The sequence below is a fragment of the Pectobacterium sp. 1950-15 genome (assembly GCF_037136835.1).
Classification (GTDB): Bacteria; Pseudomonadota; Gammaproteobacteria; order Enterobacterales; family Enterobacteriaceae; genus Pectobacterium.
The window spans coordinates 179,072-202,701 of record NZ_JBBBQR010000002.1; the positions used below are offsets into that span (position 1 = coordinate 179,072).

Consider the following 23,630-nt stretch of genomic DNA (forward strand, 5'->3'; position numbering starts at 1 on the left):
AGTAGGAGGTGATACGTGGCAAAAGCCGTCAAACGGGCGTTTGTATGTAATGAATGCGGGGCTGATTACCCGCGCTGGCAAGGGCAGTGCAGCGCCTGCCATGCCTGGAACACCATTACCGAAGTGCGTCTGGCATCGGCGTCCGTATCACGTTCCGACCGTCTCTCCGGCTATGCAGGCGAAAGTGCCGGCGTCAGCCGGGTACAAAAGCTTTCGGAAATCAGCCTTGAAGCCCTGCCCCGTTTTTCTACCGGTTTTCAGGAATTTGACCGCGTGTTGGGCGGCGGCGTCGTCCCCGGCAGCGCGATTCTGATCGGCGGTAACCCCGGCGCGGGTAAAAGTACCCTGCTGCTGCAAACGCTCTGCAAGCTGTCAGAAAATATGAAAACCCTGTACGTCACCGGGGAAGAATCCTTGCAGCAGGTGGCGATGCGGGCACACCGCCTTAATCTGCCGACCCAGAATCTCAATATGCTGTCGGAAACCAGCATTGAACAGATTTGCCTGATTGCCGAGCAGGAACAGCCGAAGCTGATGGTGATCGACTCCATTCAGGTCATGCACCTCGCCGATATTCAATCGTCTCCCGGCAGCGTAGCGCAGGTGCGTGAAACCGCAGCCTACCTGACGCGCTTCGCCAAAACGCGCGGCGTCGCCATCGTGATGGTCGGCCACGTCACCAAAGACGGATCGCTCGCCGGGCCGAAAGTATTAGAACACTGCATCGACTGTTCCGTGCTGCTGGATGGCGATGCTGATTCCCGCTTCCGCACCCTGCGCAGCCATAAAAACCGTTTCGGTGCCGTTAACGAGCTGGGCGTATTCGCGATGACGGAGCAAGGACTACGCGAGGTCAGCAATCCGTCGGCGATTTTCCTCAGCCGCGGGGATGAAGTGACGTCCGGCAGTTCCGTTATGGTGGTGTGGGAAGGCACGCGCCCGCTGCTGGTTGAGATTCAGGCGCTGGTGGATCAATCGATGATGTCCAACCCGCGCCGCGTAGCGGTCGGGCTGGAGCAAAATCGGTTAGCCATACTGCTAGCGGTACTGCATCGCCACGGCGGCTTGCAGATGTCGGATCAGGATGTGTTCGTGAATGTCGTCGGCGGCGTCAAAGTCACCGAAACCAGCGCCGATCTGGCGCTGCTGTTGTCACTGGTCTCCAGCTTCCGCGACCGCCCGCTGCCACAGGATCTCGTCATATTCGGTGAAGTCGGTCTGGCGGGCGAAATCCGCCCGGTTCCCAGCGGACAAGAGCGGATTACCGAAGCCGCCAAACACGGCTTCAAACGCGCCATCGTTCCTCATGCCAATATGCCGAAGAAAACGCCTGCCAGTATGCAGGTATTCGGCGTGAAAAAGCTGGCCGACGCGCTGGCGATCTTAGACGATCTCTAAACAGACCCCAGACAGCCCTCTGCTGCCTTTTCCCCTGTTCGCCCTGAGCTAACTGCGGTGTGAAAGAGTAGCGGAGGTTGCCGTGTTTTGTGGTACTTTGTTTAGTAAGCTAAACAAGAGTCCTGCACCATGTCATCATTTGATTACCTGAAATCCGCCATCCGGCAGAAGGGTTGCACCCTACAGCAGGTTGCCGATGCGACCGATATGACCAAAGGCTATCTCAGTCAATTACTTAATGCCAAAATAAAAAGCCCTAGCGCGCAGAAGCTGGAAGCGCTGCATCGCTTTCTTGAACTGGAATTCCCGCGCTACGAAAAGAGTATTGGCGTCGTCTTCGGCAAGTTCTATCCGCTACACACCGGCCACATTTATCTGATTCAGCGCGCCTGCAGCCAGGTCGATGAACTGCATGTGATTTTAGGTTATGACGAACCACGCGACCGACTGCTGTTTGAAAACAGCTCGATGTCGCAGCAGCCTACCGTCAGTGACCGCCTGCGCTGGCTCTTACAGACCTTTAAGTATCAGAAAAACATTCATATTCATGCCTTTAATGAGCAAGGGATGGAGCCTTACCCGCACGGCTGGGATGTGTGGAGTAAAGGGATTCAGGCGTTCATGCAGGAAAAAAGCATCACGCCCAATTTCGTCTACACCAGCGAAGAACAGGATGCCCCGCAATACCGTGAGCATCTGGGCATTGAGGCCGTCCTGATCGACCCGCAGCGCTCCTTTATGAACATCAGCGGTTCGCAGATTCGTCACGATCCCTTCCGCTATTGGGACTATATCCCGACCGAGGTGAAACCGTTCTTTGTGCGTACCGTGGCTATTCTTGGCGGCGAATCCAGCGGTAAATCCACGCTGGTGAACAAACTGGCCAATATCTTCAACACCACCAGCGCCTGGGAATACGGTCGCGATTACGTGTTCTCTCATCTGGGCGGCGACGAAATGGCACTGCAATATTCCGACTACGACAAGATCGCGCTGGGTCAGGCACAGTACATTGACTTTGCAGTCAAATACGCCAATAAAGTGGCCTTTATCGACACCGATTTCGTCACCACGCAGGCATTCTGCAAGAAATATGAAGGTCGTGAACACCCGTTCGTTCAGGCGCTGATCGACGAATACCGCTTCGATCTGGTGATTTTGCTGGAAAACAACACGCCGTGGGTGGCCGACGGACTGCGCAGTCTAGGCAGCACCACCGCCCGCTCGGAGTTCCAGAACCTGCTGAAAACAATGCTGGCTGACAATAATATCCCGTACGTTTACATCAAAGAGTCGGACTACGACTCACGCTTCCTGCACTGTGTGGAGTTGGTACAGCAGATGTTGGGCCACGATCGTTCGCCCGAATCGATCAAAAGCTAGCGCGTGTTCCACTGCCAATGGCGAGAGGGAGTAATAATTTCCGGCAGCGGAATATCCCAGCTTTCCACTGGCAGTGCGTCAACCTGCTGACAATCGTGAGCCAGGCCAATCGGGTAAGGCCCGCGAGACATCTGGTTGCGGTACTGCAACGTACGGTCGTAAAAACCGCCGCCCATACCAAGCCGCTGCCCTTGATGATCAAACGCCACCAGCGGCGTCAGCAGGATGTCCAGTTGCGGTAACGGCAGTACCTGACGCACGTCCAGACGCGGCTCCATAATCTTTAGACGATTGCGTACCAATTCGGTGTCCGACGCATAGCGCAGGAACAGCAGATGCCCGGCGCGAAACGGATGTAGAACCGGCAAATAAACACGCTTTCCCTGCTGCCACAGCTGTTGAATCAACGGGGAAGTACCCAGTTCGCCATCAAAAGACAAAAATACCGCCACGCTATCAGCCCGTATGATTTTCGGGTGTGCCATGACGCGCTCACACGCCTGTTGTGCAAATAACGCCTGCTGCTCTGGCGTTAGTAAACGCCGATGTTGTCGCACAGCCTGACGAATCTGCTGACGTGATGCTGTCGTAGAAGAAAGTGATGTATCGGGAGATGTCGATGAATCAGAAGATGACATGGGCTGCATTCGCCACGGGTCAAGAATGATAAAAGAAAGGGAATCTCCGAGATGCCGCCGCAGGCTGTAACCCTTGAACCCTTGGTTCAAGGTGAACATAACGTCGCAGTCTTAAGGCTTCTCGGACGAACCGAGCGTGCTCACCAACCGCAGAGCATTACATTCTGTTGGTATGAAATATCGGCTCAGGGGACTGGCCCGCTGACAAACATCTCAGAGAAATTTTATTCGTTACTCGCGATAAACCTTAGCACGTCTTATCGCGTAAAAACACCGTACTTTTGTCAAAATACGACGTTATTCAAATTGCGCACCCTGGCGTTCCGTGATCCGCCCTTGTTCCAGCAACGCCTGTTCGATGGTCTGCTGTAACATACGAATACGCTGTTCCATATTCGACGCATAATCACGGGTTTTACCCCGCTCCTGCGCCAGTTCATGGCACACATTCAGCGCGGCAATAAACACCAGTTGCTCTGTGTTTGTGACTCTAGTGCGAACTTTAAGATCTTGCAACCGCTGGTTAAGATCTTCCGCAGCCTGATTCAACGCATCCTGTTGTTCTGGCGGACAATTCACTCTTAACGAACGGCCAAAAATTTGAATATCTACTGGTTGTGCAGACATACCACCTTCCTGCCTTTTGTCGTTCTTGCGCCCGCGTGCCGCATAGCATGAGCATTACCCGTTACATCGGGTTCGTTAAAGCGGGCGCCACTATATATAGCCGAGATCTAAGATACAAGCCCTTTCTGGTATCGAAAGGGAGCTTGGTGGTAGCATAGCACGAACCAATCCAGCCAACGATGACGAATCCGCATGTCTATAGAGAATACGTTTCCCGCCTATGAAGGCCTTGACCAACTGCTTCACCAACAGCAAGTCGCGCTGACCGCAGCAGAAATGCACGGTTTGATCAGTGGGATGCTGTGTGGTGGAAACCATGACGACAGTTGGAGAACGCTGGTTTTTGAACTGACGAATGAAGGCATGGCGTTTACCCAAACGCTGTCGCAACCGCTTCAGGACCTGTATCAGGCCACACGTGAAGCACTGGAAGATGATGGCTTTCTGTTCCAGCTTTTCCTGCCTGACGACTCACAAGATGAAGTGAGCGTCTTCGATCGCGCCGACGCGCTGGCAGGCTGGGTCAACCACTTCCTGCTTGGGCTGGGCGTGGTTCAGCCGCAGTTGAACAAAGCCAAAGGCGAACTGAAAGAAGCCATTGAAGATTTGCGCAACATCGCACAGCTTGGCTACGACGAAGATGAAGATCAGGAAGAGCTGGAGCAATCGCTGGAAGAAGTCATTGAGTACGTTCGCGTTTCTGCCATTTTGTGCCATAACGAATTTACCAGCCAACGCGTTGCGACTGCGCCCGAACAGCAAAAACCGACGCTGCATTGATTTTTATGCAAGCCGTCGTATGTCAGGCATGCCTTATTCGGAGCGGAAGGGAAAGGTAACCGCACGGACTACTTTCAGGAGCAGGTGATGAATCCACAAGAATTTCTTCGTCGTCGTCAGGGTCTGTTGGAAAAAATGACACCGGGCAGCGCGGCGATTATTTTTTCTGCGCCGGAAGCGCAGCGCAATGCCGACAGTGACTATCCTTATCGTCAAAATAGTGATTTCTGGTATTTCACCGGATTCAATGAACCAGAAGCCGTCCTGCTGCTGGTAAAAAGCGATGCCAAACATCATCACAGCGTGATCTTCAACCGCGTACGCGATCTGACGGCCGAAATCTGGTTTGGTCGCCGTCTCGGTCAGGAAGCGGCACCCGCCAAACTCGGCGTTGATCGCGCCCTGCCGTTTGGCGAAATCAGCACACAACTGCACCTACTATTGAACGGTCTGGACGTGGTGTATCACGCGCAAGGGCAATACGATTATGCCGACAAGCTGGTCTTCGCCGCGCTGGACACTTTGCGCAACGGCACCCGTCAGGGGTTTGCAGCCCCCGCCACGCTGACCGACTGGCGTCCGTGGGTGCATGAGATGCGCCTGTTCAAATCGCCTGCGGAAATCAGCGTCATGCGCCGCGCCTGTGAAATTACGGCACTGGCCCACACGCGCGCCATGCAAAAATGCCGTCCCGGCATGTATGAATATCAGCTTGAAGGCGAAATTCACCACGAATTTACCCGCCACGGCGCACGCTACCCTTCTTACAACACCATCGTCGGCAGCGGTGAGAACGCCTGTATCCTGCATTACACCGAGAACGAAACGCAAATGCGTGACGGCGATCTGGTGCTGATTGACGCAGGTTGTGAATACAAAAGCTATGCTGGCGATATTACCCGTACCTTCCCCGTCAACGGCAAGTTTACTGCGCCTCAGCGCGCCATTTACGACATCGTGCTGCGTTCGCAGTTGCGCGCACTGGAGCTGTTTGCCCCAGGCCGCAGCATCCGCGAAGTAAACGAAGAAGTGGTGCGCATGATGGTCAGCGGGCTCATCAAACTCGGCGTGATGAAAGGTGACGTGGAAGAATTGATTGCCGAACAGGCACATCGCCAGTTCTTCATGCATGGCCTCAGCCACTGGCTGGGTCTGGACGTGCATGACGTGGGGGATTACGGCACAACCGACCGGGGCCGTCCGCTTGAGCCGGGTATGGTACTGACCATTGAGCCCGGTCTTTACATCGCACCCGATGCCAAAGTGCCGCAGCAGTACCGGGGAATCGGCGTGCGTATCGAAGATAACATCGTGATCACCGAAAACGGCAACGAAAACCTGACGGCTGGCGTAGTTAAAGACGCCGATGACATTGAAGCGCTGATGGCGCAATGGCATGACAAGCAACACTAAGCCGCATTTTCAAAGGGCAACGAGATTATTGCAAAGGACAACAGCATGGCGGTCATGATTGTTGGTGGCGGAATGGCTGGCGCGACGCTGGCACTGGCGATATCGCGGCTTTCACAGGGCACAATCCCGGTCGATCTTATCGAGGCGTATTCGCCGCTCGACAAGGAACACCCGGGTTTTGACGCACGCGCCCTCGCGCTGTCTGACGGCACACGCCAGCAGCTAGCAACACTGGGCATCTGGCAAGCGCTGTCGGGCAATGCCACGGCGATAACCGATATTCACGTCAGCGAACGCGGGCACGCCAGCGTGGTGAACCTGAAAGCCTCGGACTATCACGTTCAGGCCTTAGGCCATGTGGTTGAACTGCACGACGTTGGACAGCGTCTGTTCTCCCTGCTACAACAAGCGCCGGGCGTACGCCTGCACTGCCCAGCCAAAGTGGTTGCCGTTACGCGGACGCAGGATAATGCGACGCTCACGTTGGACGACGGTACCGAGCTAGCAGGCCAACTGCTGGTCGCCGCCGACGGTTCGCGCTCCATGCTGTCGCGGTCTTGCGGCATTCAATGGCAGCAGCATGATTATGATCAGATCGCGACGATCGCCAATGTGACGACAGCCGAACCTCATCGCGGCCGCGCGTTCGAGCGGTTTACCCCGCACGGCCCGCTGGCGCTCTTGCCGATGAGTAACGGTCGCTGCTCACTCGTCTGGTGCCATGATAAACACCGTCAACATGAGGTCGATGGATGGAGCGAGGCTGAATTTTGCCAGCAGCTACAGCAGGCTTTTGGCTGGCGCCTGGGGCGGTTCACCCACATCGGCGAACGCCACAGCTACCCGCTGCGCTTACTCACGGCCAGCCAGCATATTAGCCATCGACTAGCACTGGTGGGTAACGCGGCACAGACGCTGCACCCGATTGCCGGACAAGGCTTTAATCTGGGGATTCGCGATGTGATGTCGCTGGCGGAAACCCTCGTCGAGGCAGCAAAAAATCAGCAGGATATCGGTCAGTACACGGTCCTCAACCGCTATCAGCAGCGGCGCGTGCCCGATCAACACGCCACAGTGGCGATCACCGATGGGCTGGTCAGGCTATTCGCCAACCGCTATGCCACGCTGGCCGTTAGCCGCAATCTGGGCCTCATCGCCATGAATAACCTGCCGCTGATGCGCGACGCCTTTGCCCGTCGCACACTGGGCTGGGTAGAACGTTAATTAAGCTCGCCAACAGGAAAATACGGAAATGCAATCATTCGACGTGGTTATTGCCGGTGGCGGTATGGTCGGTCTGGCGCTGGCCTGCGGCTTACAGGGTAGCGGCCTGCGTATTGCCGTGCTGGAGAAACAGGCGGCCGAACCTCAGCCGCTCGGGAAAGATCATGCGCTGCGCGTCTCCGCCATCAATGCCGCCAGTGAATGTCTCCTGCGCCATATCGGCATCTGGGAAAACCTCGTGGCGCAACGCGTCAGCCCTTACAATGACATGCAGGTATGGGACAAAGACAGCTTCGGCAAAATCAGTTTTAGCGGCGAAGAGTTCGGCTTTTCCCACCTTGGCCATATCATTGAAAATCCAGTGATTCAGCAGGTACTGTGGCAGCGCGCCGCCCAATTAAGCGACATCACCCTGCTCTCTCCCGCATCGCTAAAACAGGTCGCCTGGGGCGAGAATGAAGCCTTTATTACCTTGCAGGACGACAGCATGCTGACCGCTCGGCTAGTGGTCGCTGCGGACGGCGCGCATTCGTGGCTGCGTCAGCATGCGGATATTCCGCTGACCTTTTGGGATTACGGCCATCACGCACTGGTCGCCAACATTCGTACCGAACAGCCCCATCAATCCGTCGCACGTCAAGCGTTTCACGGCGACGGTATTCTGGCGTTTCTGCCACTGGACGATCCGCACCTCTGTTCGATTGTCTGGTCGCTTTCACCGGAACAGGCTCAGGCGATGCAGAACCTGTCTGTAGAAGAATTCAATCGTCAGGTCGCCATGGCGTTTGATATGCGTCTGGGGCTGTGTGAGCTGGAAAGCGAGCGTCAGACTTTCCCGCTGACCGGACGCTACGCTCGCAGTTTCGCAGCACACCGACTGGTGCTGGTCGGCGATGCGGCGCACACCATTCATCCGCTGGCAGGACAAGGCGTCAATCTGGGCTTCATGGATGTCGCCGAGCTGATTGCGGAACTGAAGCGTTTACAGACACAGGGCAAAGACATCGGACAACATCTTTACCTACGACGCTATGAGCGCCGCCGCAAACACAGCGCAGCGGTGATGCTCGCCAGCATGCAGGGATTCCGTGAGCTGTTTGACGGCGACAATCCGGCGAAAAAACTACTACGTGATGTCGGTCTGGTGCTGGCGGATAAATTGCCCGGCATTAAACCCACTCTGGTACGTCAGGCAATGGGATTGCACGATCTCCCAGACTGGCTTAGCGCCGGAAAATAATAAAACCGGAATAAATAATACATCTCGCCGCTTAAGCGGCGAGTTATCAATAACGCCTTCACCTTAATTAAATCACTAATTTCTTTAGCCCATTTTTTATTTAATTGACCATTATTGATATAATAAATCCATCATCAAAACATAATTAGCAGAGTAATAAACCCCTATCCATTTCAGCTAATTACCATTAAAAACAATCAATTATAGAATTTTGGAAAAGAGATCTTTCTGATAGGAATCATATTTCCTATTAAATAGTCGAGTTCTTCTTTTGTTCAATCAAAATTTACGTTATAACTTTCCCAACAAGGATTTTTTAACAGGGAGTTGCACGAATGGCTAATTCTATTTTCATGAAGATCACCGGAAAAATTCAGGGACTGATCTCTGAAGGGTGTTTAAGTATCGATTCGGTAGGAAATAAACATATATCTGGTCACGAAGATGAAATTTTTGTTTATGCCACAAATTACGATCTATCAAGAGATCGACACGTCAATCATCACCCCTTTTCTGTGACCAAAGTCGTTGATAAATCCACACCGCTCTTGCTCACCAGCATCGCCAACAATGAGCTAACGGAAGTTGAATTGAGGTATTACCGTACCTCCGCCAGCGGGACCCAAGAGAACTACATGACAATCACATTGAGAGATGCCTCTATTGTCAACCTCTCTAACCAAAACCCCAACTCATTGACCCATAACGATATGCAGCCGTTTGAAACTCTAAGCCTGCGTTATGAGAGTATTACCTGCCAGCACAATATCGCAGGTACATCAGGGTACAGCATATTAACTGAAAATATGTACTGATAAGCCATGAATAAATTCAATGATATTATCAACGAATGCGACCTTAGTTTTTCCGATTGGGGAAAGAACTATCCGCGCTGGTCTTCGCTTGATGCTGCTTGGTGGAAAACATTTGGTGGTGATGATTATTTAAACAAATACAAAGATGGCTATATCGTTTTCCATCGAGAAAAAATAAAAGAAATAGCCCGACAATATAAAATACCTTCTATTCTTCTCGCATCGGTTGCCCATGCAGAAGCCGGAGGAATGGTTGACTATTTCAAATATCCAACATTATTTGGCAGGCAGGTGGTGCATTCTTACAGTGGTTGGCCAGGAAAGGAAAAAATCATACCGTCCCCAGAGAAAACATCAATAGGTATTATCGCCATGCAAATTAGGGTGGTTGCCGAAATTTTCGGCAAGAATCCCAGTGCACTAAGGAATGCTGAAGCAACATACATCTCCATCTGCTTAAATAAGGATAATTTTAACCTGACAATGGTCGCACGCCATCTTTACGAGTTAATCAATTACGACTACCCTGGTGCTGACACGTTGAACCTAACCGACGAGCAGTTCATCCTTGCAGGTTCACGCTATAACAGAGGTATTGAACGCAGCCACAGTGATTTTATTCGATCGATAAATGATGTAGAAAAAATCTCTTATGAAGAAAGGAACTGGTCGTCATACGGTAGATCGATGCTAAACCATCGAGAAAAAATAACAAAACTGCTTTATGAGGTTACGACTCCGCCCCAGAATAGTGACAGTAATTAAAATTCCGAGAACTCTTACATGCCAAACTATAGCAACATGACTTACAATATTCTATTTTATTTTTATTCGATTCTCTGTGCCTTGATTATATTGATCACCTCAATAAGAGATTATGAAGGGATGGTTGATGGGGTAGAAATAAGAAATCTCTGTGAGATACCTGAAGGCGATTCCGATGGTTTCTTTTCGTTTATTATCATCCCGCTATCTATCCCTTTCTTCATTGTAAAGAAAAGTTTACCCAGGGTAATTACTTATATTATTTTATTGTTTTATTATTTTTGGAGTTTTTATATTAGATTTAATTTTTGCTAAAAAAACCATGCCCCTTTCGCATAGTAGCCTGGGGTTATAAAAAAACATCATTAATATGCGGCTAAAAACGGCTGGGTGATTGATAAATGTTAAGGAAAACCGGCTATATCTACAACGTCTATTTTTATACCTACTCTGCCTTATGCTTTTTTCTAATTAACGCTTTTTCTACCATCGAATATGAATGGATGATAGATAGCAACTCAGTTGCAGATTTCTGTGAAGTGCCGAGAGCCGATGCTGATGGTTTCTTAAGTATTATTATCGTTCCTTTATCTATCCCTTTTCTTCTGGTTAAAAGAACTCCACTTAGAATCTTCACCTACCTTACTATCCTGATGTATCACTCATACCGTTTCTATACACGCATTAGTGTTTGTTCAATAGCCAACTAAAAAAACCTAAAAATGCTGAAAAAAAACTATACCTACAACGTTTATTTCTACGCTTACTCGATCTTGTGCTTTTTCTTAATTAATGCTTTTTCATCAATCGAGCCTGGGTGGCTATTTGGTGACAGCTCGCTTAAAAATTTTTGTGAAAACCCGAGAAGTTATGCTGATAGTTTTTCAAATTTCATTATCATCCCTTTGTCTATCCCTTTTCTTTTGGTCAAACGAACACCACCAAGAATAATTACTTACCTTGTTATTCTCATGTATTACTCAGGAAGTTTCTATACACGTGTGACTATCTGCCCGTACTGGTAACATACTCTGTCGAGTGCAAAACTCGCCGCCGCAGCGGCGAGTCTGGTGTATCAGGCATCCGGTCCGACTCTGACCACTAATTTGCCGAAGTTGCGGCCGTGCAGCAGGCCGATAAAGGCGTCGGGAGCGTTTTCCAAGCCGTCGACGATCTCTTCCCGATATTTGATCTTACCTTCTGCCACCCACGGCGACACATCCTTCCAGAACTCATCAAAGCGATGACCATAATCATCAAAAATGATGAATCCCTGCATCCGAATGCGTTTCTTCAGGATCGTCCCCATCAGCAGCGGTAAACGATCCGGCCCGTCCGGCAGGCCTGTTGCATTGTAGCCAGAGACTAATCCGCACACCGGAATACGTGCCGAGGTATTCAACAACGGCAGCACAGCATCAAAGACTTTCCCGCCGACGTTTTCAAAGTAAATATCGATGCCCTGCGGGCAGGCTTGTTTCAGCTGTTCGGCAAAATCATCCGCCCGGTGATCGAGGCAAACATCAAACCCCAGAACCTCAACTGCGTAGCGACATTTCTCCGCCCCGCCAGCTACGCCAACAACGCGGCAGCCTTTCAATTTCCCGATCTGACCAACCGTCGCGCCGACCGGACCAGTCGCGGCGGCTACCACCAAAGTTTCACCCGCTTTCGGCTGGCCGATATCCGTCAGCCCCATATACGCGGTGAAGCCCGGCATCCCCAGCACGCCCAGCGCGTAGGAAGGATTGGTCGGCGACTGCCCCAGATTGGTTAATCCTTTGCCGTCAGAAACTGCATAATCCTGCCAGCCGCTGAAGGACAGCACCCAGTCACCCGTCTGATAATCCGGGTGTTTTGACTCTACCACGCGGCTGATGGTTCCACCGACCATCACGTCATTCAGTTCGACGGGTTTAGCATAAGAGGGGGCGTCGCTCATGCGGCCACGCATATAAGGATCGAGGGAAAGAAACACGGAGCGCAGCAGCACTTGCCCCGCATCTACGGATGGAACTGCCTGCTGTTCCAGACGAAAATTCTCTTGTGTCGGCGCGCCGTGCGGGCGTTGAGCCAAAACCACACGGCGGTTAATGCGATCGGTTTGCGGCATAATATCCTCCATTAGACAAAGCGCGTTGATAAAATCACTTCGTTAACAATAGGATCGCTTCTTTCTTCTGGCTACGCAAACCGTGCGGCGTTGATTATGCTGTTTTACTTTTTTCGTAACGCGACATGCGATCCAGATACCCCATGACGAGCGCAGACAGCACAAACGTCAAATGGATAATCACATACCACATCAGTTTGTTATCCGGGATATTGCGGGCATCCATGAACACACGCAGCAGGTGGATAGACGAGATAGCGACAATAGAGGCAGCCACTTTATTTTTCAGCGAGCCGGAGTCCATCTTACCGAGCCAGTTCAGCTTTTCTCTGCCTTTGGAGATATCCAACGCCGAGACAAAGTTCTCGTAACCGGACAACATCACCATCACCAACAACCCGCCAACCAGCGTCATATCGATCAGTGACAGCAACACCAGCACCAAATCCGCTTCAGCAATATCCAGGATGTTAGGCAGGACGTGGAACACCTCCTGGAAAAACTTGATCGCCAGAGCCAGCAATCCCAGCGACAGCCCGAGATAAACAGGGGCAAGCAGCCAGCGCGATGAATACATCAGATTCTCAATAAAACGTTCCATAACTCACTATATGCAGGTGGAAAAGAGGGAAATCATAGCGAAAAGTCCTGCTGTGGTGTTAATCAATTCTTGAGCAAAATGTTCCCTTTACAGAATGCACTTCCCCACCGTGCCCCAGAGATAAATTCCGCGTTTTGTGATCCTGCCTGCTCCTACCTTCAAACCGATGCCGTTCTCCCAATCCTCATGGCACGCATCTGAAGGTTCGCCCTGTTTCACCTTCCTACACTGTCTGGCGCCAGCAGGTCTGGCAACAATCATACACTGCACTCTACCTTCAGAGCCGGATACAGGCTTACCACAAAATAAAACAAGGGGTTACGCATGAGCGATCCTATTTTCCTTGGTATTTTCTGGCACTTCATCGGTGCGGCCAGCGCGGCCTGTTTCTATGCACCGTTTAAGCAGGTCAAAAACTGGTCGTGGGAAACCATGTGGTCGCTGGGCGGGTTTTTCTCGTGGATTATCCTGCCCTGGAGCATCAGTTGGTGGCTACTTCCCGATTTTTGGCGTTATTACGGTTCGTTCGATATGGCGACCCTACTCCCCATCTTTCTCTTCGGCGCCATGTGGGGCATCGGCAATATCAACTATGGCCTGACGATGCGTTACCTTGGCATGTCGATGGGCATCGGGATCGCCATCGGCGTAACGCTGATTATCGGCACGCTGATGACGCCCGTCCTGCAAGGAAAGTTCTCGGTTCTGTTTGGCTCGGCAGGCGGCCGCATGACGCTACTGGGCGTGCTGGTCGCAGTCATAGGCGTTGCGATTGTTAGCTACGCGGGTTTACTGAAAGAGCGTGTACTCGGCATTCGCGCCGAGGAATTCAACCTGAAAAGAGGGCTGATTCTGGCCGTGATGTGCGGCATCTTCTCCGCAGGTATGTCCTTTGCAATGGACGCCGCAAAACCCATGCACACCGCCGCACAGACGTTGGGGATCAATGCGCTGTATGTCGCCCTTCCCAGCTACGTGGTGATTATGGGCGGCGGTGCCGTCGTGAATCTGGGCTTCTGTTTCATCCGTTTGGCTACCTGCAAAAGCATTTCATTAAAAGCCGATCTGGCACAGGCCAAACCGTTACTGATTGCCAATGCGCTCTTCGCCATTCTGGGCGGCATCATGTGGTATTTGCAGTTTTTCTTCTATGCCTGGGGACATGCCAACATTCCGGCCGATTACACCTATATCAGTTGGATGCTGCACATGAGTTTCTATGTCCTGTGCGGCGGTATCGTCGGCTTACTGTTTAAGGAATGGAAAGCCGCGGGTCAGAAACCGGTACGCATGTTGGTTCTCGGCGGTATGGTCATTATTCTGGCGGCGAATATTGTCGGGTTAGGCATGGCCGCGTAAGTGCCTTATCATCACGTTCGGTGCTAACAGAGCGATTACCGAACGTGATGACAACAGCTCGGAAAACTACGCTGGCCGTTGATATTAATCGGGCGAATTGTGAATTCGGAAAATGATGAAAAAATCAATGCCATCATTTTCGCGACCAAAAAGCATAAGCCACTCGATAGCTTCATTCGCAGCGATGAATTTTTGGATGAATATCCGACGTTCGAGAATTTTAATTTTGTGGAAACAAAAAGAAATGAAGGCTTCAACGACGTTGAGTAACATGACAGGGCTTTCCCCACGGGATTTACAGCGCTATGCATCCGCCTGTTTACAGGCTTATTGCCACGCAAAATTGATTCAACACCCTTCGATAGATGCGTTGCTAGCTCACCTTAGTCGTTATCCTGAGAGTGGCAGTCTGCTTGAATGGGAAAGAACAGGGGCGCTACTGCCGCTCAATGGCCGGGGTGATGATATGCCGCGAGATCTTGCCCAATCAATTGCATCTCAAGATATTGAAGAATTTTCTTCTCTTGTTGATAGTGTCGTTGAGGTCGGAATAGTCGATATGTATGGAACACCAACAACGCTTCCGGTTGAGTTTATAAGAAAAATAGCCATGATTCTTTCCCAAAATAATATCGACCTGCCTGAGATTTAGGTAAAAATAAATAGCAAATCCAGAATGGCAAGAATACTGAGGCAGGGCTCTGATGAAGATAGTGAGACCTAACAGCGGACACCCAGAACATGAGCTATGAGTACAAACTAATCTTTGATGATGCCTCGACTGCTCAAGATGTAATAAGTACGATTAAACGCAGTGAGACCTGCATTCGTGCCGAAAACGGTGATGTTTATTTGAAAGACAAAGCCCTAGCCAATAGCGCTGAGTACGACGTCCGCCTGATCGACGAGAACGATGGCGCGCTGTGGCTACAGGTTAATGTTAAATCTGTCGATCTGTACGCACTCATGCGGAAAACACTCAGCGAGAAATCTTTCAAATGCTTTGAAGATGGGGATACCGAAGACGAAGTAGAACTGAACGAGGCTTTTCGTTTAAAGCACCGTTAACCTGTTTACTATTTTATACGGTTTTCTCTCCACTCCGAGACATCACTGTTGATTCACACCCTGAATGTAAAAAAGGCGAGGACCTAACGATAAAAAAATTTCACCTCAACACATTACTCAATCCGTTCTGACATCATCAGAAACGCGCCAAAATTATCTGCATGCTGGGTTGTTTCTCCCGTTTCATGTGACCATAAAACAATAATCGGCTCCCTGCTTTCCCTAATACAACGTAATCAAAACAGTAATAATCTCGCGTACCACACTCAGCAAAAGGCTTCGTTACGCTCATATTCAGATCGAATATAACCCACAACAATGGCCTCAGACTTGCCCTCAATCGCACGAAGCTTGCGGTAATGAAAAACTGCCCCCCAAGTGAAACAAGATACGAAAGCGTATTTTTCGGCTAACATCGTGACACCGTTTTACTTCACTGACTCAAGTCGTGGTAATCACTGAACCCATGTTAGTTAATATCTATGTAGCACATGACGATGAGCCCGTGTTTGAAGTGTTACCTGTCCGAGAAATCGAGAAGGACACTTACGAATTGCTGTCTTCCCCCGGTCTTGCGTTAAACCTGGCTCGTGGAGATATCTTCCGAATTAAAGACAAACATGCACACCCGGAAATCTTGAAAAGAGGCGGTAATTTTTGCATTCATATTTATGCCGATGAGCTGCCCTCTGAAGATATCGCCAGTTTAGAAAATGATGTAGCCCGTCAACTGAATGGGACGCTAGATGGCGTATTTCAGGGAAATCTGACATTAGCCGTTCCAGCAAGGAATGGAATGGATAAGATCGCCGACGTTTTTGACGCTTTTCGCGAAAAAACAGGCGTTCAATGGTACTTCGCGAACATTTATAAGAATATTGACGACGATGAAGACGACACGCTTTTAAATTGGTGGCTGGATAGCTAGCCACTCAGGTGAAATAACGTATCTCGAACATCCCGACATGTACGAAAAGCGACAGCGGACCTAATCATGCAAAAAGCAGATCGAACCCTACCCAATGCGCGACAGAAACAGACCTGCGATAAGTACCAATTACCGCAGCAGCCTCCAGAAGAAATGGTTGCGATTGCACTAGAGACCTTACAACGCTCGCCCATTTACGGAACCCGGATCGCATTGCCAGAAAACGGCACGATAAGCTGGTTTATCCACTGTGGCGAGCACTCATCCGAGAGTGGTTTTTATCAGGCCCTTCACACCAGCCACTTAGAGGACACGCTGCCTGAAGTCGTACCGTATCTCTTTTTACCCGAAGGGACGAAATTCATCATCGATCGAGCAGGATATGAAGACGTTTGGACCGATGAAACAGAATAGATGACACTTTCTGTTTCTGCCTATGCCTGAATCCATCATTTCCCCATCGAACGCTTTTCTCATCGTTATACATGGCGAAAAAGGCATTGTTTGTGGATAAGATCGAAGAGGTTGATTTATTAATAGTGCGATACTTAAATAATAAGCATCGCACTCTTTCACATTATCTAAAATAAAATCACAGCCTAGCGTGAAGCATTCAGCGGAATCTCTGGATCCGGTTCATGAGTCATACGATTACGCAAGTCGCGACGAATAATCTCAATAGACCAGAACCAAATCAGGTGACCCACGATTTCTGATACATGTTCATACCAAGGAAGAACAAACAGAGATGGCGTAAGCCCCATCAATGGGAATGAAATCATATGGACGAATAATTGCGCCAGCGCACCCGCCAACAGACCTTGCCATAATTTTATTTTAGGAAATACTTCTGCAACAACGCAGTAACCTACGGCAAAAACAATAGAGAAAATAATATGCGTTACACCAACCCAATTGAATACGTGGCCAGCAAAGGTATAAACAGCCGCATTAGGGTCAACAACGCCAAGCCAATCGCGTAAAAAAATGTAGGGAGGGTTAAGAAAATTACGAGAGCAATCAATGTGCTCGGCAGCTCTAATCAGTGATTCAGGAGCACAAGCACTACTAAACATATCCGTAGGGCTACGTGGAGGAAGCGGATTTTCAGCACCCCACTTGACGAAAGATGAAACAATACCTGCAATCAAACCAATAAAAGCAGCCAATCCATAGCGTCTCCGGGATGGAGATGTTTGTTCAAAAAAGTTCATTTTTTTACCAATCTAACCATTAAAGGTTATATTCTTACATAGGTATTACGCACTTATAAAGAGGTTAATTGGTCTATCGGATAATCTCTCTAGGTTATTTTGTTATTAGGAACACGGTTTTAATTTTTATAAAAATTAAAATAAGAAATCACGCGTTGTTTTTTTGTGAAACTTTTATTCAAAAATTGAAAACCAGATTCTCTAACGCATCCGAAATTTATATTCCCTACGAGGAAAACGAATAATAATTCACCAGTAATATTATCAATAAGAAATAGCCTGGTTATTTTTTTGTGAAAGCATAACAGTTTAATAACCTATTCTTTCACACTACATCACACATAAATCCGATCCGAATTTCCACTCATGTCAGCGAAAAATGATATTCAATTGCTACCGTTCGACGGAATGAGGCCTCCGCACTCAGTCGAGAAGGCAGCGCCAGCATCTCTGATTCGCGATACCCGAAGCAGTCGAGCGCAAAGCGATTAGCATAAATAAAGTGAGGACGTCCCCTGTTCCTTGTGCCAACACGCTATACGGCGCCTGTTCATGCAGCCATCGATAGCGGTCGACCAAACCAGCAGGAGAAGGCAATAAAGCACCGTGCAGGCCAGATAGCACGGATCAATCTTCTCAAGCAGCGTGAGTGACATAGCCCCTCCTTAAAGATTCCGTATACGTGGATTACTCTCCAACCGTTGATGTGCATCAACCGGTACTTCAATCAATGGTAGTGATAAAAACCGACACCACCACTGAGTTTTAAGGAAAAACCTGATGCAATAGCGAACGTAAGCGCCTCCCGCATATATATTTTTATGGAATTGAAAATCCACTTTTATTCTTTTACATGCATAAGGCAGCCCTCTAGAGTAGCAAAAAGACCGCCGTGTATGGCCTCATGTCATTGGTAAAGGACACAGGGAATGGAAAAAAATCATCCGCAAGTTACGACTCTCGCCGCAGGGTTACTCTCGTTACTTTTCGCACTCAATCCCGGCGCTTATGCTGCACAAAGCAATGAAAAACCGGTGGCTGGCGGTATTCTGAATGTTGGTCTGGGCAGCGATACGCCGATCATCGACCCGCACATTACGGCCTACGGCGTAACGGCGCTGATTGCGCGTAACGTGGTGGATTCACTGGTAGGACAGGCGGAAGACAATCGCTTTACGCCCTGGCTGGCGGAAAGCTGGAAAATTAACGACAACAACACCGAATACACCTTCCATCTGCGTAAGGACGTGACGTTCAGCGACGGCACCAAGCTGGACGCGGAAGCGGTGAAATACAACATCGAGCGTATTCTCGATCCGAAAACCACCTCCAGCTACGCAAAATCACTGTTAGGCCCAATCGACAAGATCTCAACGCCGGATGACTATACGATTGTGCTCCACTACAGCTCACCGTTTGCGGCGCTGCTACAGGGGCTGAGCCTGCCCTATCTGGGCATTCAATCCCCGACGTACCTGAAGAACACACCAAATACCAGTAACACCGTGGTGGGTTCCGGGCCGTTTATTCTCGACTCTTTTGTAAAAGGCAGCGGCAGTAAGCTGACGAAACGCCCTGATTACAATTGGGGACCGGGTTATGCCAAGCATACTGGCCCAGCCTATCTGGACGGTCTGGTGTTCAAATATCTGCCGGAAGCGTCGGTTCGCCTTGGCGCACTGAGCAGCGGCCAAATTCAGGCAATTGACGCCGTACCGCCAGCCAATTTCCCAACGGTGAAGCGCAATCCGAAGCTGGAAGTGATTACCTATGAGAACCCGGGCGTTAACCGCGTGCTCTATCTCAATACCACCAAAGGTCCTTTCCAGGATGTCGCAGTGCGTAAGGCATTCCAGAGCGCAGTAGATACCAACGCAGCGGTGAAAGTCGCTTTCTTCGGTACGCTGAAAGCCGCCGATAACGTTCTCGGCCCGGCCACGCTGTATTACGATCCGAGCGTTGCATCCCGCTGGGGCTTTGATGTGAAAAAAGCCAACGAACTGCTGGATAACGCAGGCTGGAAACAGAAAGACGGCGAAGGCTTCCGAACCAAAGATGGCAATCGTCTGAGCGTCAAATTCGTTTACGCCTCAACCAACGTTGAAGCCGCAGATGTCGCGCTGTTCCAGGCGGTGCAATATCAGGTGAAACAGGCAGGCTTCGATGTTCAACTGACGCCAGTTGATGCGGGTGAGTTCACCACGCGCACCAATGCCAATGAGTACGATATCGCCTCCAACTTCTTCGTGCGTGCAGAGCCGGATATTCTGCGTACCGTCTTTGATTCAGCCTATGCGCCACCGAACGGCAACAACTTTACGCGCATCAGCGTGCTGAATGACAAGCTGAGAAAAGCGATTGGCGCGGGCGAAGCGGAACGTAAACAGCTCTATAGCGAAATACAGCGTGAGGTCATCGATCAGGCGTATGTGGTTCCACTGTACATTCCCGCCTACCAACTCGGCCTGTCCAAACAGGTACAGGGCATAAGCTGGGCTACCAACGCAAAACCGAACTTCTATGATGTCTGGATTAAACGTTAATCTGTACGCGTTAGGTAAACGTCTCTTCACCATTCTGGCTGTGCTCTGGGGCGCAGCCACATTGACGTTTATTGCCGTCAAACTGATCCCCGGCGATCCGGTCGCTATTCTTAGCGGCGGCGATAACGTGGTGGATGAAGCCTATCGCGCCGTACTCATCAAACAATTCGGTCTCGACCAGCCGCTGTGGGTGCAATATCTACGCTACTGCGGGCAGGCGCTACAGGGCGATTTTGGCGTCAGCTATCTCTACCGTCTGCCAGTTGGTAGCGTGATTAGCGATGCGATGCATGAAACCCTGCCGCTGGCGCTCGGCGGCCTGATTCTGGCGCTATTCCTCGCGATTACCAGCGCGCTGCTGACCGCAGGCCGTTATGGTGCGCTGCGTACCGCCGTGTCGTGGCTGGAACTGACACTGCTTAGCACGCCGGTTTACTGGATTGGGATCGTGCTGCTGAGCCTGTTCAGCTTTCGCCTGCAATGGTTTCCGGTTACTGGCAACGACGGGGTGATGTCGCTGGTGTTGCCGGTTATCACGCTAAGCCTGCCGATTGCCGCGATTCTGAGTCAGGTACTGCGCGACGGTCTGGAAGAGGCGCTCTCCCAGCCGTTCTCGCTCACCGTGCGCACGCGCGGCGTCAGCGAAATCCGACTGCGTTTTCGCCACGGTTTACGCCACGCGGCGCTGGCGGCTTCAACGCTGACCGGTACGCTACTGGCAAGCGTACTCGGCGGCTCCGTGCTGACTGAAACCGTCTTTGGCCGTGCCGGTATTGGACAGGTCACGCTGAGCGCGATTGAAAACCGCGACATGCCGCTGGTGCTGGGCGTCGTCATGCTGTCCGCGTTCCTGTTCGTCGTCATCAACCTGCTGGTGGATGCGCTGTATCTCATCATCGATCCCCGCTTACGCAAGAAGGCGAGCGCCCATGAGTAGTGAACCGATGCCCTTTACGCAGACGCCATCCAGAAAAACCTATCGCAGCCCGTGGCTGAGCACCGCGACGCTACTGCCTGCCGCGATCGTTTTCCTGCTGGCACTGGCGGTCTTTTTCCCTTCGCTGTTTACCAGCCGCACTGCCGATGAAATGGATATGGGGGCGGTATTCCAGTCGCCAAATAGCACCTACTGGTTCGGCACCGATCAACTGGGGCGCGATATTTTTTCCCGTATCGTTCACGGCACCTCGCTGTCGCTGGGTATCGGCGTCGGCGCGATGCTGATCGCCTGCTTCGGCGGCGTGCTGTTTGGCACCTTGTCAGTCCTCGCGCCGCTGCGCATCCGTCAGGTTTTGGTGCGTCTGCTGGACATCATGCTGGCGTTTCCCGATCTGCTGTTGGCGCTGCTGGTGATCGCTGTACTGGGACGCGGTCCGGAAAACACCATGCTGGCCGTTGGGCTGGCGGGGATTGCCGGCTATGCCCGTTTGATCCGCTCTCAGGTGCTGCAAGTCAGGCTATCCGGCTATGTTGAGCATGCGATTGCACTGGGCGAACACCCGCTGTATATCGTTTTCCGCCATATCATTCCCAATACGCTGCGCCCGTTGCTGATTGTCGCCACCATCGGCGTTGGTCACGCGGTACTATCCGCCTCGGCGCTGAGCTTTTTGGGGCTGGGCGTCGTTCCACCGACCGCCGAGTGGGGAGCGCTACTGGCTGACGGACGTAACTTCCTTGATATCGCCCCCTGGGTTAGCCTGCTGCCCGCCAGCGTCGTTGCACTGTCGGTGATTTCTATTACGTTGCTGGGACGTCGTTTACAGGCCATTTTGGCAAAAGGAGAGGCACGATGAGCCTGAACACACATTCTCACCCCTCTCATACCGCTTCAGACGCATCCGCGAAAACCCCGCTGCTGCGCGTAGACGGCCTGAGCGTCACGTTTCCCAGCCCTTTCGGCCCCATTCGTTCGGTTAAGAACCTCTCTTTTCAGGTAAATGCCGGCGAAATTTTGGCGCTGGTCGGCGAGTCGGGTTCAGGAAAATCTGTCACCGCTCGCACGCTGGTGGGTCTGGCCGGTGAAAACGTTGATGTACAGGCCAACGCCATTGAACTCACTCGCCATGACGGCAGCCTGTGTGATTTACGTTATCTAACCGATCGCGACTGGCGAGCGATTCGCGGCCGTGAAGTCGGCTTTGTTTTGCAGGATGCGCTGGTGTCTCTCGACCCGCTGCGCAAGATCGGGCAGGAAGTCGCCGAACCGATTCTGACCCACCGCCTGTTGCCTCGCCAGCAGGTTCCTGCACGCGTAGCCGAACTCCTGACGAAAGCAGGTATTCCCGATCCAGAGCATCGCGCGGCGCAGTATCCGCACGAACTGTCTGGCGGACTGCGCCAGCGTGCGCTTATTGCTTCTGCATTAGCAGCAGGCCCGCAACTGCTGATTGCCGATGAACCGACTACCGCGCTGGATGCCACGGTGCAAAAACAGGTGCTGAAGGTGTTCACCGCCTTAGCGCAGGCAGGACACGGCGTTTTACTGATCACTCACGATCTTGCCGTTGTCGCAGAAGTGGCGGATCGTGTCATCGTCATGCAACAAGGATCGCTAGTCGAAGGCGGTGAGGCGCGGCAACTCCTGTCAGCGCCAACACATCCCTACACCCGAAAATTACTGGCGGCGATACCCACCGCTTCTACACGGGGAAAATGGCTGGCGGGTACCGACCCACTACAGAACGGTATTGCCCCGTCACCGGCTTCACTGGCAGCGGATCACGCCAGCACCGATGACGCTATTGTTCTGTCAGCGGATCGGATCGCGGTGTCGTTCAAACGCCCGGACGGCAGCCGGATGCAGGCCGTCAATCAGGTTTCTCTCCAGATCAAGCGCGGTGAAACGCTGGGCATCGTCGGCGAATCCGGTTCAGGCAAAACCACGCTGGGCAAAGTCATTCTGGCGCTGCAAAAGCCGGACAGCGGCGAAGTCCGACTCGTGGACAATGCCTGGAGCACATTAACAGAGCGTGAACGTCGACCGCTGCGCGCACGCATTCAGACGATCACACAAGATCCACTCAGTTCGTTCGACCCGCAATTTACCGTCGCACAGATTCTGAACCAGCCGCTGCGTTTGCGCCGCGATCTCAGCGACGATGAGAAACAGCGGCGCATTCTGACGCTGCTGGAGTATGTCGGTTTGACGCCCGACCTGCTGAGCCGTCGTCCCAGAGCGCTGTCTGGCGGGCAACGCCAGCGCGTCTCGATCGCACAGGCGCTGGCTTCGGAACCCGAGATTCTGATCTGCGACGAACCGGTCTCGGCGCTGGATGTCACCACACAGGCGCAGGTGCTGGATTTGCTGGTCGCGTTGCAACGCCAGTTGGGGCTGACGATGCTGTTCATCTCCCACGATCTGGGCGTAGTGCAGCACATGAGCCACCGCATCGCGGTCATGAAAGACGGGGATATCGTAGAAACGGGGCCGGTCGAGCAGATCTTCAATCAGCCGCAACACCCTTACACGCGCCTGCTGCTTTCAACGGTGGCGGAGTAGCGCTGTTGACGAAGGATTG

Annotated in this window: 26 protein-coding genes and 1 other RNA gene; 20 read left to right on the forward strand and 7 right to left on the reverse strand. The window is 51.6% G+C overall.

The genetic code is table 11. From position 1 onward, the window contains the following. Positions 1-15: 15 nt before the first annotated feature. Both radA and nadR read left to right on the forward strand, forming a co-directional pair. Positions 16-1,398: a DNA repair protein RadA gene (gene radA / locus WCT94_RS02840; protein ID WP_336867844.1), complete on the forward strand. Its 1,383-nt coding sequence runs from the start codon at positions 16-18 to the stop codon at positions 1,396-1,398. A 129-nt stretch (positions 1,399-1,527) separates the two neighbouring features. After that, positions 1,528-2,781 carry a multifunctional transcriptional regulator/nicotinamide-nucleotide adenylyltransferase/ribosylnicotinamide kinase NadR gene (gene nadR / locus WCT94_RS02845; RefSeq protein ID WP_336867845.1) on the forward strand — a complete coding sequence of 418 codons (1,254 nt, stop codon included), beginning with the start codon at positions 1,528-1,530 and terminating at the stop codon, positions 2,779-2,781. On the opposite strand, the gene WCT94_RS02850 is transcribed toward nadR, so the two are convergent. The 3 genes from WCT94_RS02850 to zapA all read right to left on the reverse strand — a co-directional run bounded on the left by WCT94_RS02850 (position 2,778) and on the right by zapA (position 4,046). Further along, positions 2,778-3,419, reverse strand: a complete 642-nt coding sequence (locus WCT94_RS02850; RefSeq protein WP_336867846.1) for a 5-formyltetrahydrofolate cyclo-ligase — start codon at positions 3,417-3,419, stop codon at positions 2,778-2,780. The genes nadR and WCT94_RS02850 overlap by 4 nt on opposite strands. 39 nt (positions 3,420-3,458) lie before the next feature. Further along, positions 3,459-3,642, reverse strand: a non-coding RNA gene (gene ssrS, locus WCT94_RS02855) — 6S RNA. A 74-nt stretch (positions 3,643-3,716) separates the two neighbouring features. Further along, positions 3,717-4,046, reverse strand: a complete 330-nt coding sequence (gene zapA, locus WCT94_RS02860; protein WP_012773157.1) for a cell division protein ZapA — start codon at positions 4,044-4,046, stop codon at positions 3,717-3,719. Positions 4,047-4,238: 192 nt separating this feature from the next. Here zapA and WCT94_RS02865 point away from each other — a divergent pair, with 192 nt between their 5' ends. The 9 genes from WCT94_RS02865 (at position 4,239) to WCT94_RS02905 (ending at position 11,308) form a co-directional block, all read left to right on the forward strand. After that, positions 4,239-4,826 (forward strand): YecA/YgfB family protein, encoded by a 588-nt coding sequence (locus tag WCT94_RS02865; protein WP_012773156.1) that lies wholly within the window; start codon positions 4,239-4,241, stop codon positions 4,824-4,826. A gap of 87 nt (positions 4,827-4,913) precedes the next feature. After that, positions 4,914-6,239, forward strand: a complete 1,326-nt coding sequence (gene pepP / locus WCT94_RS02870; protein WP_336867848.1) for a Xaa-Pro aminopeptidase — start codon at positions 4,914-4,916, stop codon at positions 6,237-6,239. A gap of 45 nt (positions 6,240-6,284) precedes the next feature. Further along, on the forward strand, positions 6,285-7,463 hold the full coding sequence (gene ubiH / locus WCT94_RS02875) for a 2-octaprenyl-6-methoxyphenyl hydroxylase (protein ID WP_336867849.1): 1,179 nt from the start codon (positions 6,285-6,287) through the stop codon (positions 7,461-7,463). Positions 7,464-7,491: 28 nt separating this feature from the next. Continuing rightward, positions 7,492-8,703 (forward strand): FAD-dependent 2-octaprenylphenol hydroxylase, encoded by a 1,212-nt coding sequence (ubiI, locus tag WCT94_RS02880; RefSeq protein WP_336867851.1) that lies wholly within the window; start codon positions 7,492-7,494, stop codon positions 8,701-8,703. 335 nt (positions 8,704-9,038) lie between these two features. Beyond that, positions 9,039-9,518 carry an Hcp family type VI secretion system effector gene (locus tag WCT94_RS02885; protein WP_336867852.1) on the forward strand — a complete coding sequence of 160 codons (480 nt, stop codon included), beginning with the start codon at positions 9,039-9,041 and terminating at the stop codon, positions 9,516-9,518. A 6-nt stretch (positions 9,519-9,524) separates the two neighbouring features. After that, positions 9,525-10,283 carry a hypothetical protein gene (locus WCT94_RS02890; RefSeq protein ID WP_336867854.1) on the forward strand — a complete coding sequence of 253 codons (759 nt, stop codon included), beginning with the start codon at positions 9,525-9,527 and terminating at the stop codon, positions 10,281-10,283. A 36-nt stretch (positions 10,284-10,319) separates the two neighbouring features. Next, a complete protein-coding gene (locus WCT94_RS02895) occupies positions 10,320-10,598 on the forward strand; it encodes a DUF2645 family protein (RefSeq protein ID WP_336868080.1) in 279 nt (92 codons plus the stop codon). 86 nt (positions 10,599-10,684) lie between these two features. Continuing rightward, positions 10,685-10,993: a DUF2645 family protein gene (locus WCT94_RS02900; RefSeq protein ID WP_336867856.1), complete on the forward strand. Its 309-nt coding sequence runs from the start codon at positions 10,685-10,687 to the stop codon at positions 10,991-10,993. A 12-nt stretch (positions 10,994-11,005) separates the two neighbouring features. Further along, a complete protein-coding gene (locus WCT94_RS02905) occupies positions 11,006-11,308 on the forward strand; it encodes a DUF2645 family protein (RefSeq protein WP_336865781.1) in 303 nt (100 codons plus the stop codon). A gap of 50 nt (positions 11,309-11,358) precedes the next feature. On the opposite strand, the gene WCT94_RS02910 is transcribed toward WCT94_RS02905, so the two are convergent. Beyond that, positions 11,359-12,396, reverse strand: coding sequence for an NADP-dependent oxidoreductase (locus WCT94_RS02910; RefSeq protein WP_336867857.1), 1,038 nt, complete (start codon positions 12,394-12,396; stop codon positions 11,359-11,361). 94 nt (positions 12,397-12,490) lie between these two features. Then, on the reverse strand, positions 12,491-12,997 hold the full coding sequence (locus WCT94_RS02915; RefSeq protein ID WP_010285299.1) for a TIGR00645 family protein: 507 nt from the start codon (positions 12,995-12,997) through the stop codon (positions 12,491-12,493). A gap of 324 nt (positions 12,998-13,321) precedes the next feature. Between WCT94_RS02915 and rhaT the strand changes: the two genes are divergently transcribed. The 5 genes from rhaT (at position 13,322) to WCT94_RS02940 (ending at position 16,766) form a co-directional block, all read left to right on the forward strand. Next, positions 13,322-14,356 carry an L-rhamnose/proton symporter RhaT gene (rhaT, locus tag WCT94_RS02920; protein ID WP_336867858.1) on the forward strand — a complete coding sequence of 345 codons (1,035 nt, stop codon included), beginning with the start codon at positions 13,322-13,324 and terminating at the stop codon, positions 14,354-14,356. A gap of 112 nt (positions 14,357-14,468) precedes the next feature. Further along, entirely contained in the window at positions 14,469-15,008 is a 540-nt protein-coding gene (locus tag WCT94_RS02925; protein ID WP_336867860.1) for a hypothetical protein, read from the forward strand. A gap of 89 nt (positions 15,009-15,097) precedes the next feature. Further along, complete coding sequence (locus tag WCT94_RS02930; protein ID WP_336867861.1) at positions 15,098-15,424, forward strand: hypothetical protein; 327 nt, start codon at positions 15,098-15,100, stop codon at positions 15,422-15,424. A 466-nt stretch (positions 15,425-15,890) separates the two neighbouring features. Further along, positions 15,891-16,352 carry a DUF4265 domain-containing protein gene (locus WCT94_RS02935; RefSeq protein WP_336867862.1) on the forward strand — a complete coding sequence of 154 codons (462 nt, stop codon included), beginning with the start codon at positions 15,891-15,893 and terminating at the stop codon, positions 16,350-16,352. A 66-nt stretch (positions 16,353-16,418) separates the two neighbouring features. Then, on the forward strand, positions 16,419-16,766 hold the full coding sequence (locus tag WCT94_RS02940; RefSeq protein ID WP_336867863.1) for an immunity protein Imm33 domain-containing protein: 348 nt from the start codon (positions 16,419-16,421) through the stop codon (positions 16,764-16,766). A 185-nt stretch (positions 16,767-16,951) separates the two neighbouring features. Here WCT94_RS02940 and WCT94_RS02945 read toward each other — a convergent pair whose 3' ends face one another. Continuing rightward, the gene (locus WCT94_RS02945; RefSeq protein ID WP_336867865.1) at positions 16,952-17,566 is read right to left on the reverse strand and encodes a YagU family protein; all 615 of its coding nucleotides are present in this window, start codon (positions 17,564-17,566) and stop codon (positions 16,952-16,954) included. A 364-nt stretch (positions 17,567-17,930) separates the two neighbouring features. Beyond that, positions 17,931-18,065, reverse strand: a complete 135-nt coding sequence (locus WCT94_RS20795; protein ID WP_432652487.1) for a hypothetical protein — start codon at positions 18,063-18,065, stop codon at positions 17,931-17,933. Between the two features lie 430 nt (positions 18,066-18,495). Between WCT94_RS20795 and WCT94_RS02950 the strand changes: the two genes are divergently transcribed. The 4 genes from WCT94_RS02950 to WCT94_RS02965 are packed head-to-tail and all read left to right on the forward strand — an operon-like array spanning position 18,496 to position 23,611. Further along, positions 18,496-20,109: an ABC transporter substrate-binding protein gene (locus WCT94_RS02950; protein ID WP_336867867.1), complete on the forward strand. Its 1,614-nt coding sequence runs from the start codon at positions 18,496-18,498 to the stop codon at positions 20,107-20,109. Continuing rightward, positions 20,087-21,046, forward strand: coding sequence for an ABC transporter permease (locus WCT94_RS02955; protein WP_336867868.1), 960 nt, complete (start codon positions 20,087-20,089; stop codon positions 21,044-21,046). Before WCT94_RS02950 ends, WCT94_RS02955 begins: the two co-directional genes overlap by 23 nt. After that, positions 21,039-21,905 (forward strand): ABC transporter permease, encoded by an 867-nt coding sequence (locus WCT94_RS02960; RefSeq protein WP_010285293.1) that lies wholly within the window; start codon positions 21,039-21,041, stop codon positions 21,903-21,905. Before WCT94_RS02955 ends, WCT94_RS02960 begins: the two co-directional genes overlap by 8 nt. Further along, positions 21,902-23,611: a dipeptide ABC transporter ATP-binding protein gene (locus WCT94_RS02965; protein ID WP_336867869.1), complete on the forward strand. Its 1,710-nt coding sequence runs from the start codon at positions 21,902-21,904 to the stop codon at positions 23,609-23,611. The genes WCT94_RS02960 and WCT94_RS02965 overlap by 4 nt, the downstream gene beginning before the upstream one ends. Positions 23,612-23,630 lie beyond the last annotated feature (19 nt).

What these genes read in the sequence shown, in the direction of transcription:
- WCT94_RS02885 (WP_336867852.1), top strand. Translation starts at nt 9,039, where the DNA reads ATGGCTAATTCTATTTTCATGAAGATCACCGGAAAAATTCAGGGACTG.
- WCT94_RS02960 (WP_010285293.1), top strand. Translation starts at nt 21,039, where the DNA reads ATGAGTAGTGAACCGATGCCCTTTACGCAGACGCCATCCAGAAAAACC.
- WCT94_RS02905 (WP_336865781.1), top strand. Translation starts at nt 11,006, where the DNA reads ATGCTGAAAAAAAACTATACCTACAACGTTTATTTCTACGCTTACTCG.
- WCT94_RS02945 (WP_336867865.1), bottom strand. Translation starts at nt 17,566, where the DNA reads ATGAACTTTTTTGAACAAACATCTCCATCCCGGAGACGCTATGGATTG.
- WCT94_RS02910 (WP_336867857.1), bottom strand. Translation starts at nt 12,396, where the DNA reads ATGCCGCAAACCGATCGCATTAACCGCCGTGTGGTTTTGGCTCAACGC.
- WCT94_RS02900 (WP_336867856.1), top strand. Translation starts at nt 10,685, where the DNA reads ATGTTAAGGAAAACCGGCTATATCTACAACGTCTATTTTTATACCTAC.
- WCT94_RS02925 (WP_336867860.1), top strand. Translation starts at nt 14,469, where the DNA reads ATGATGAAAAAATCAATGCCATCATTTTCGCGACCAAAAAGCATAAGC.
- ubiH (WP_336867849.1), top strand. Translation starts at nt 6,285, where the DNA reads ATGGCGGTCATGATTGTTGGTGGCGGAATGGCTGGCGCGACGCTGGCA.
- WCT94_RS02850 (WP_336867846.1), bottom strand. Translation starts at nt 3,419, where the DNA reads ATGTCATCTTCTGATTCATCGACATCTCCCGATACATCACTTTCTTCT.
- rhaT (WP_336867858.1), top strand. Translation starts at nt 13,322, where the DNA reads ATGAGCGATCCTATTTTCCTTGGTATTTTCTGGCACTTCATCGGTGCG.
- WCT94_RS02890 (WP_336867854.1), top strand. Translation starts at nt 9,525, where the DNA reads ATGAATAAATTCAATGATATTATCAACGAATGCGACCTTAGTTTTTCC.
- WCT94_RS02915 (WP_010285299.1), bottom strand. Translation starts at nt 12,997, where the DNA reads ATGGAACGTTTTATTGAGAATCTGATGTATTCATCGCGCTGGCTGCTT.
- WCT94_RS02950 (WP_336867867.1), top strand. Translation starts at nt 18,496, where the DNA reads ATGGAAAAAAATCATCCGCAAGTTACGACTCTCGCCGCAGGGTTACTC.
- nadR (WP_336867845.1), top strand. Translation starts at nt 1,528, where the DNA reads ATGTCATCATTTGATTACCTGAAATCCGCCATCCGGCAGAAGGGTTGC.
- WCT94_RS02930 (WP_336867861.1), top strand. Translation starts at nt 15,098, where the DNA reads ATGAGCTATGAGTACAAACTAATCTTTGATGATGCCTCGACTGCTCAA.
- ubiI (WP_336867851.1), top strand. Translation starts at nt 7,492, where the DNA reads ATGCAATCATTCGACGTGGTTATTGCCGGTGGCGGTATGGTCGGTCTG.
- WCT94_RS02955 (WP_336867868.1), top strand. Translation starts at nt 20,087, where the DNA reads ATGATGTCTGGATTAAACGTTAATCTGTACGCGTTAGGTAAACGTCTC.
- zapA (WP_012773157.1), bottom strand. Translation starts at nt 4,046, where the DNA reads ATGTCTGCACAACCAGTAGATATTCAAATTTTTGGCCGTTCGTTAAGA.
- WCT94_RS02940 (WP_336867863.1), top strand. Translation starts at nt 16,419, where the DNA reads ATGCAAAAAGCAGATCGAACCCTACCCAATGCGCGACAGAAACAGACC.
- WCT94_RS02895 (WP_336868080.1), top strand. Translation starts at nt 10,320, where the DNA reads ATGACTTACAATATTCTATTTTATTTTTATTCGATTCTCTGTGCCTTG.
- pepP (WP_336867848.1), top strand. Translation starts at nt 4,914, where the DNA reads ATGAATCCACAAGAATTTCTTCGTCGTCGTCAGGGTCTGTTGGAAAAA.
- WCT94_RS02865 (WP_012773156.1), top strand. Translation starts at nt 4,239, where the DNA reads ATGTCTATAGAGAATACGTTTCCCGCCTATGAAGGCCTTGACCAACTG.
- WCT94_RS02935 (WP_336867862.1), top strand. Translation starts at nt 15,891, where the DNA reads ATGTTAGTTAATATCTATGTAGCACATGACGATGAGCCCGTGTTTGAA.
- WCT94_RS02965 (WP_336867869.1), top strand. Translation starts at nt 21,902, where the DNA reads ATGAGCCTGAACACACATTCTCACCCCTCTCATACCGCTTCAGACGCA.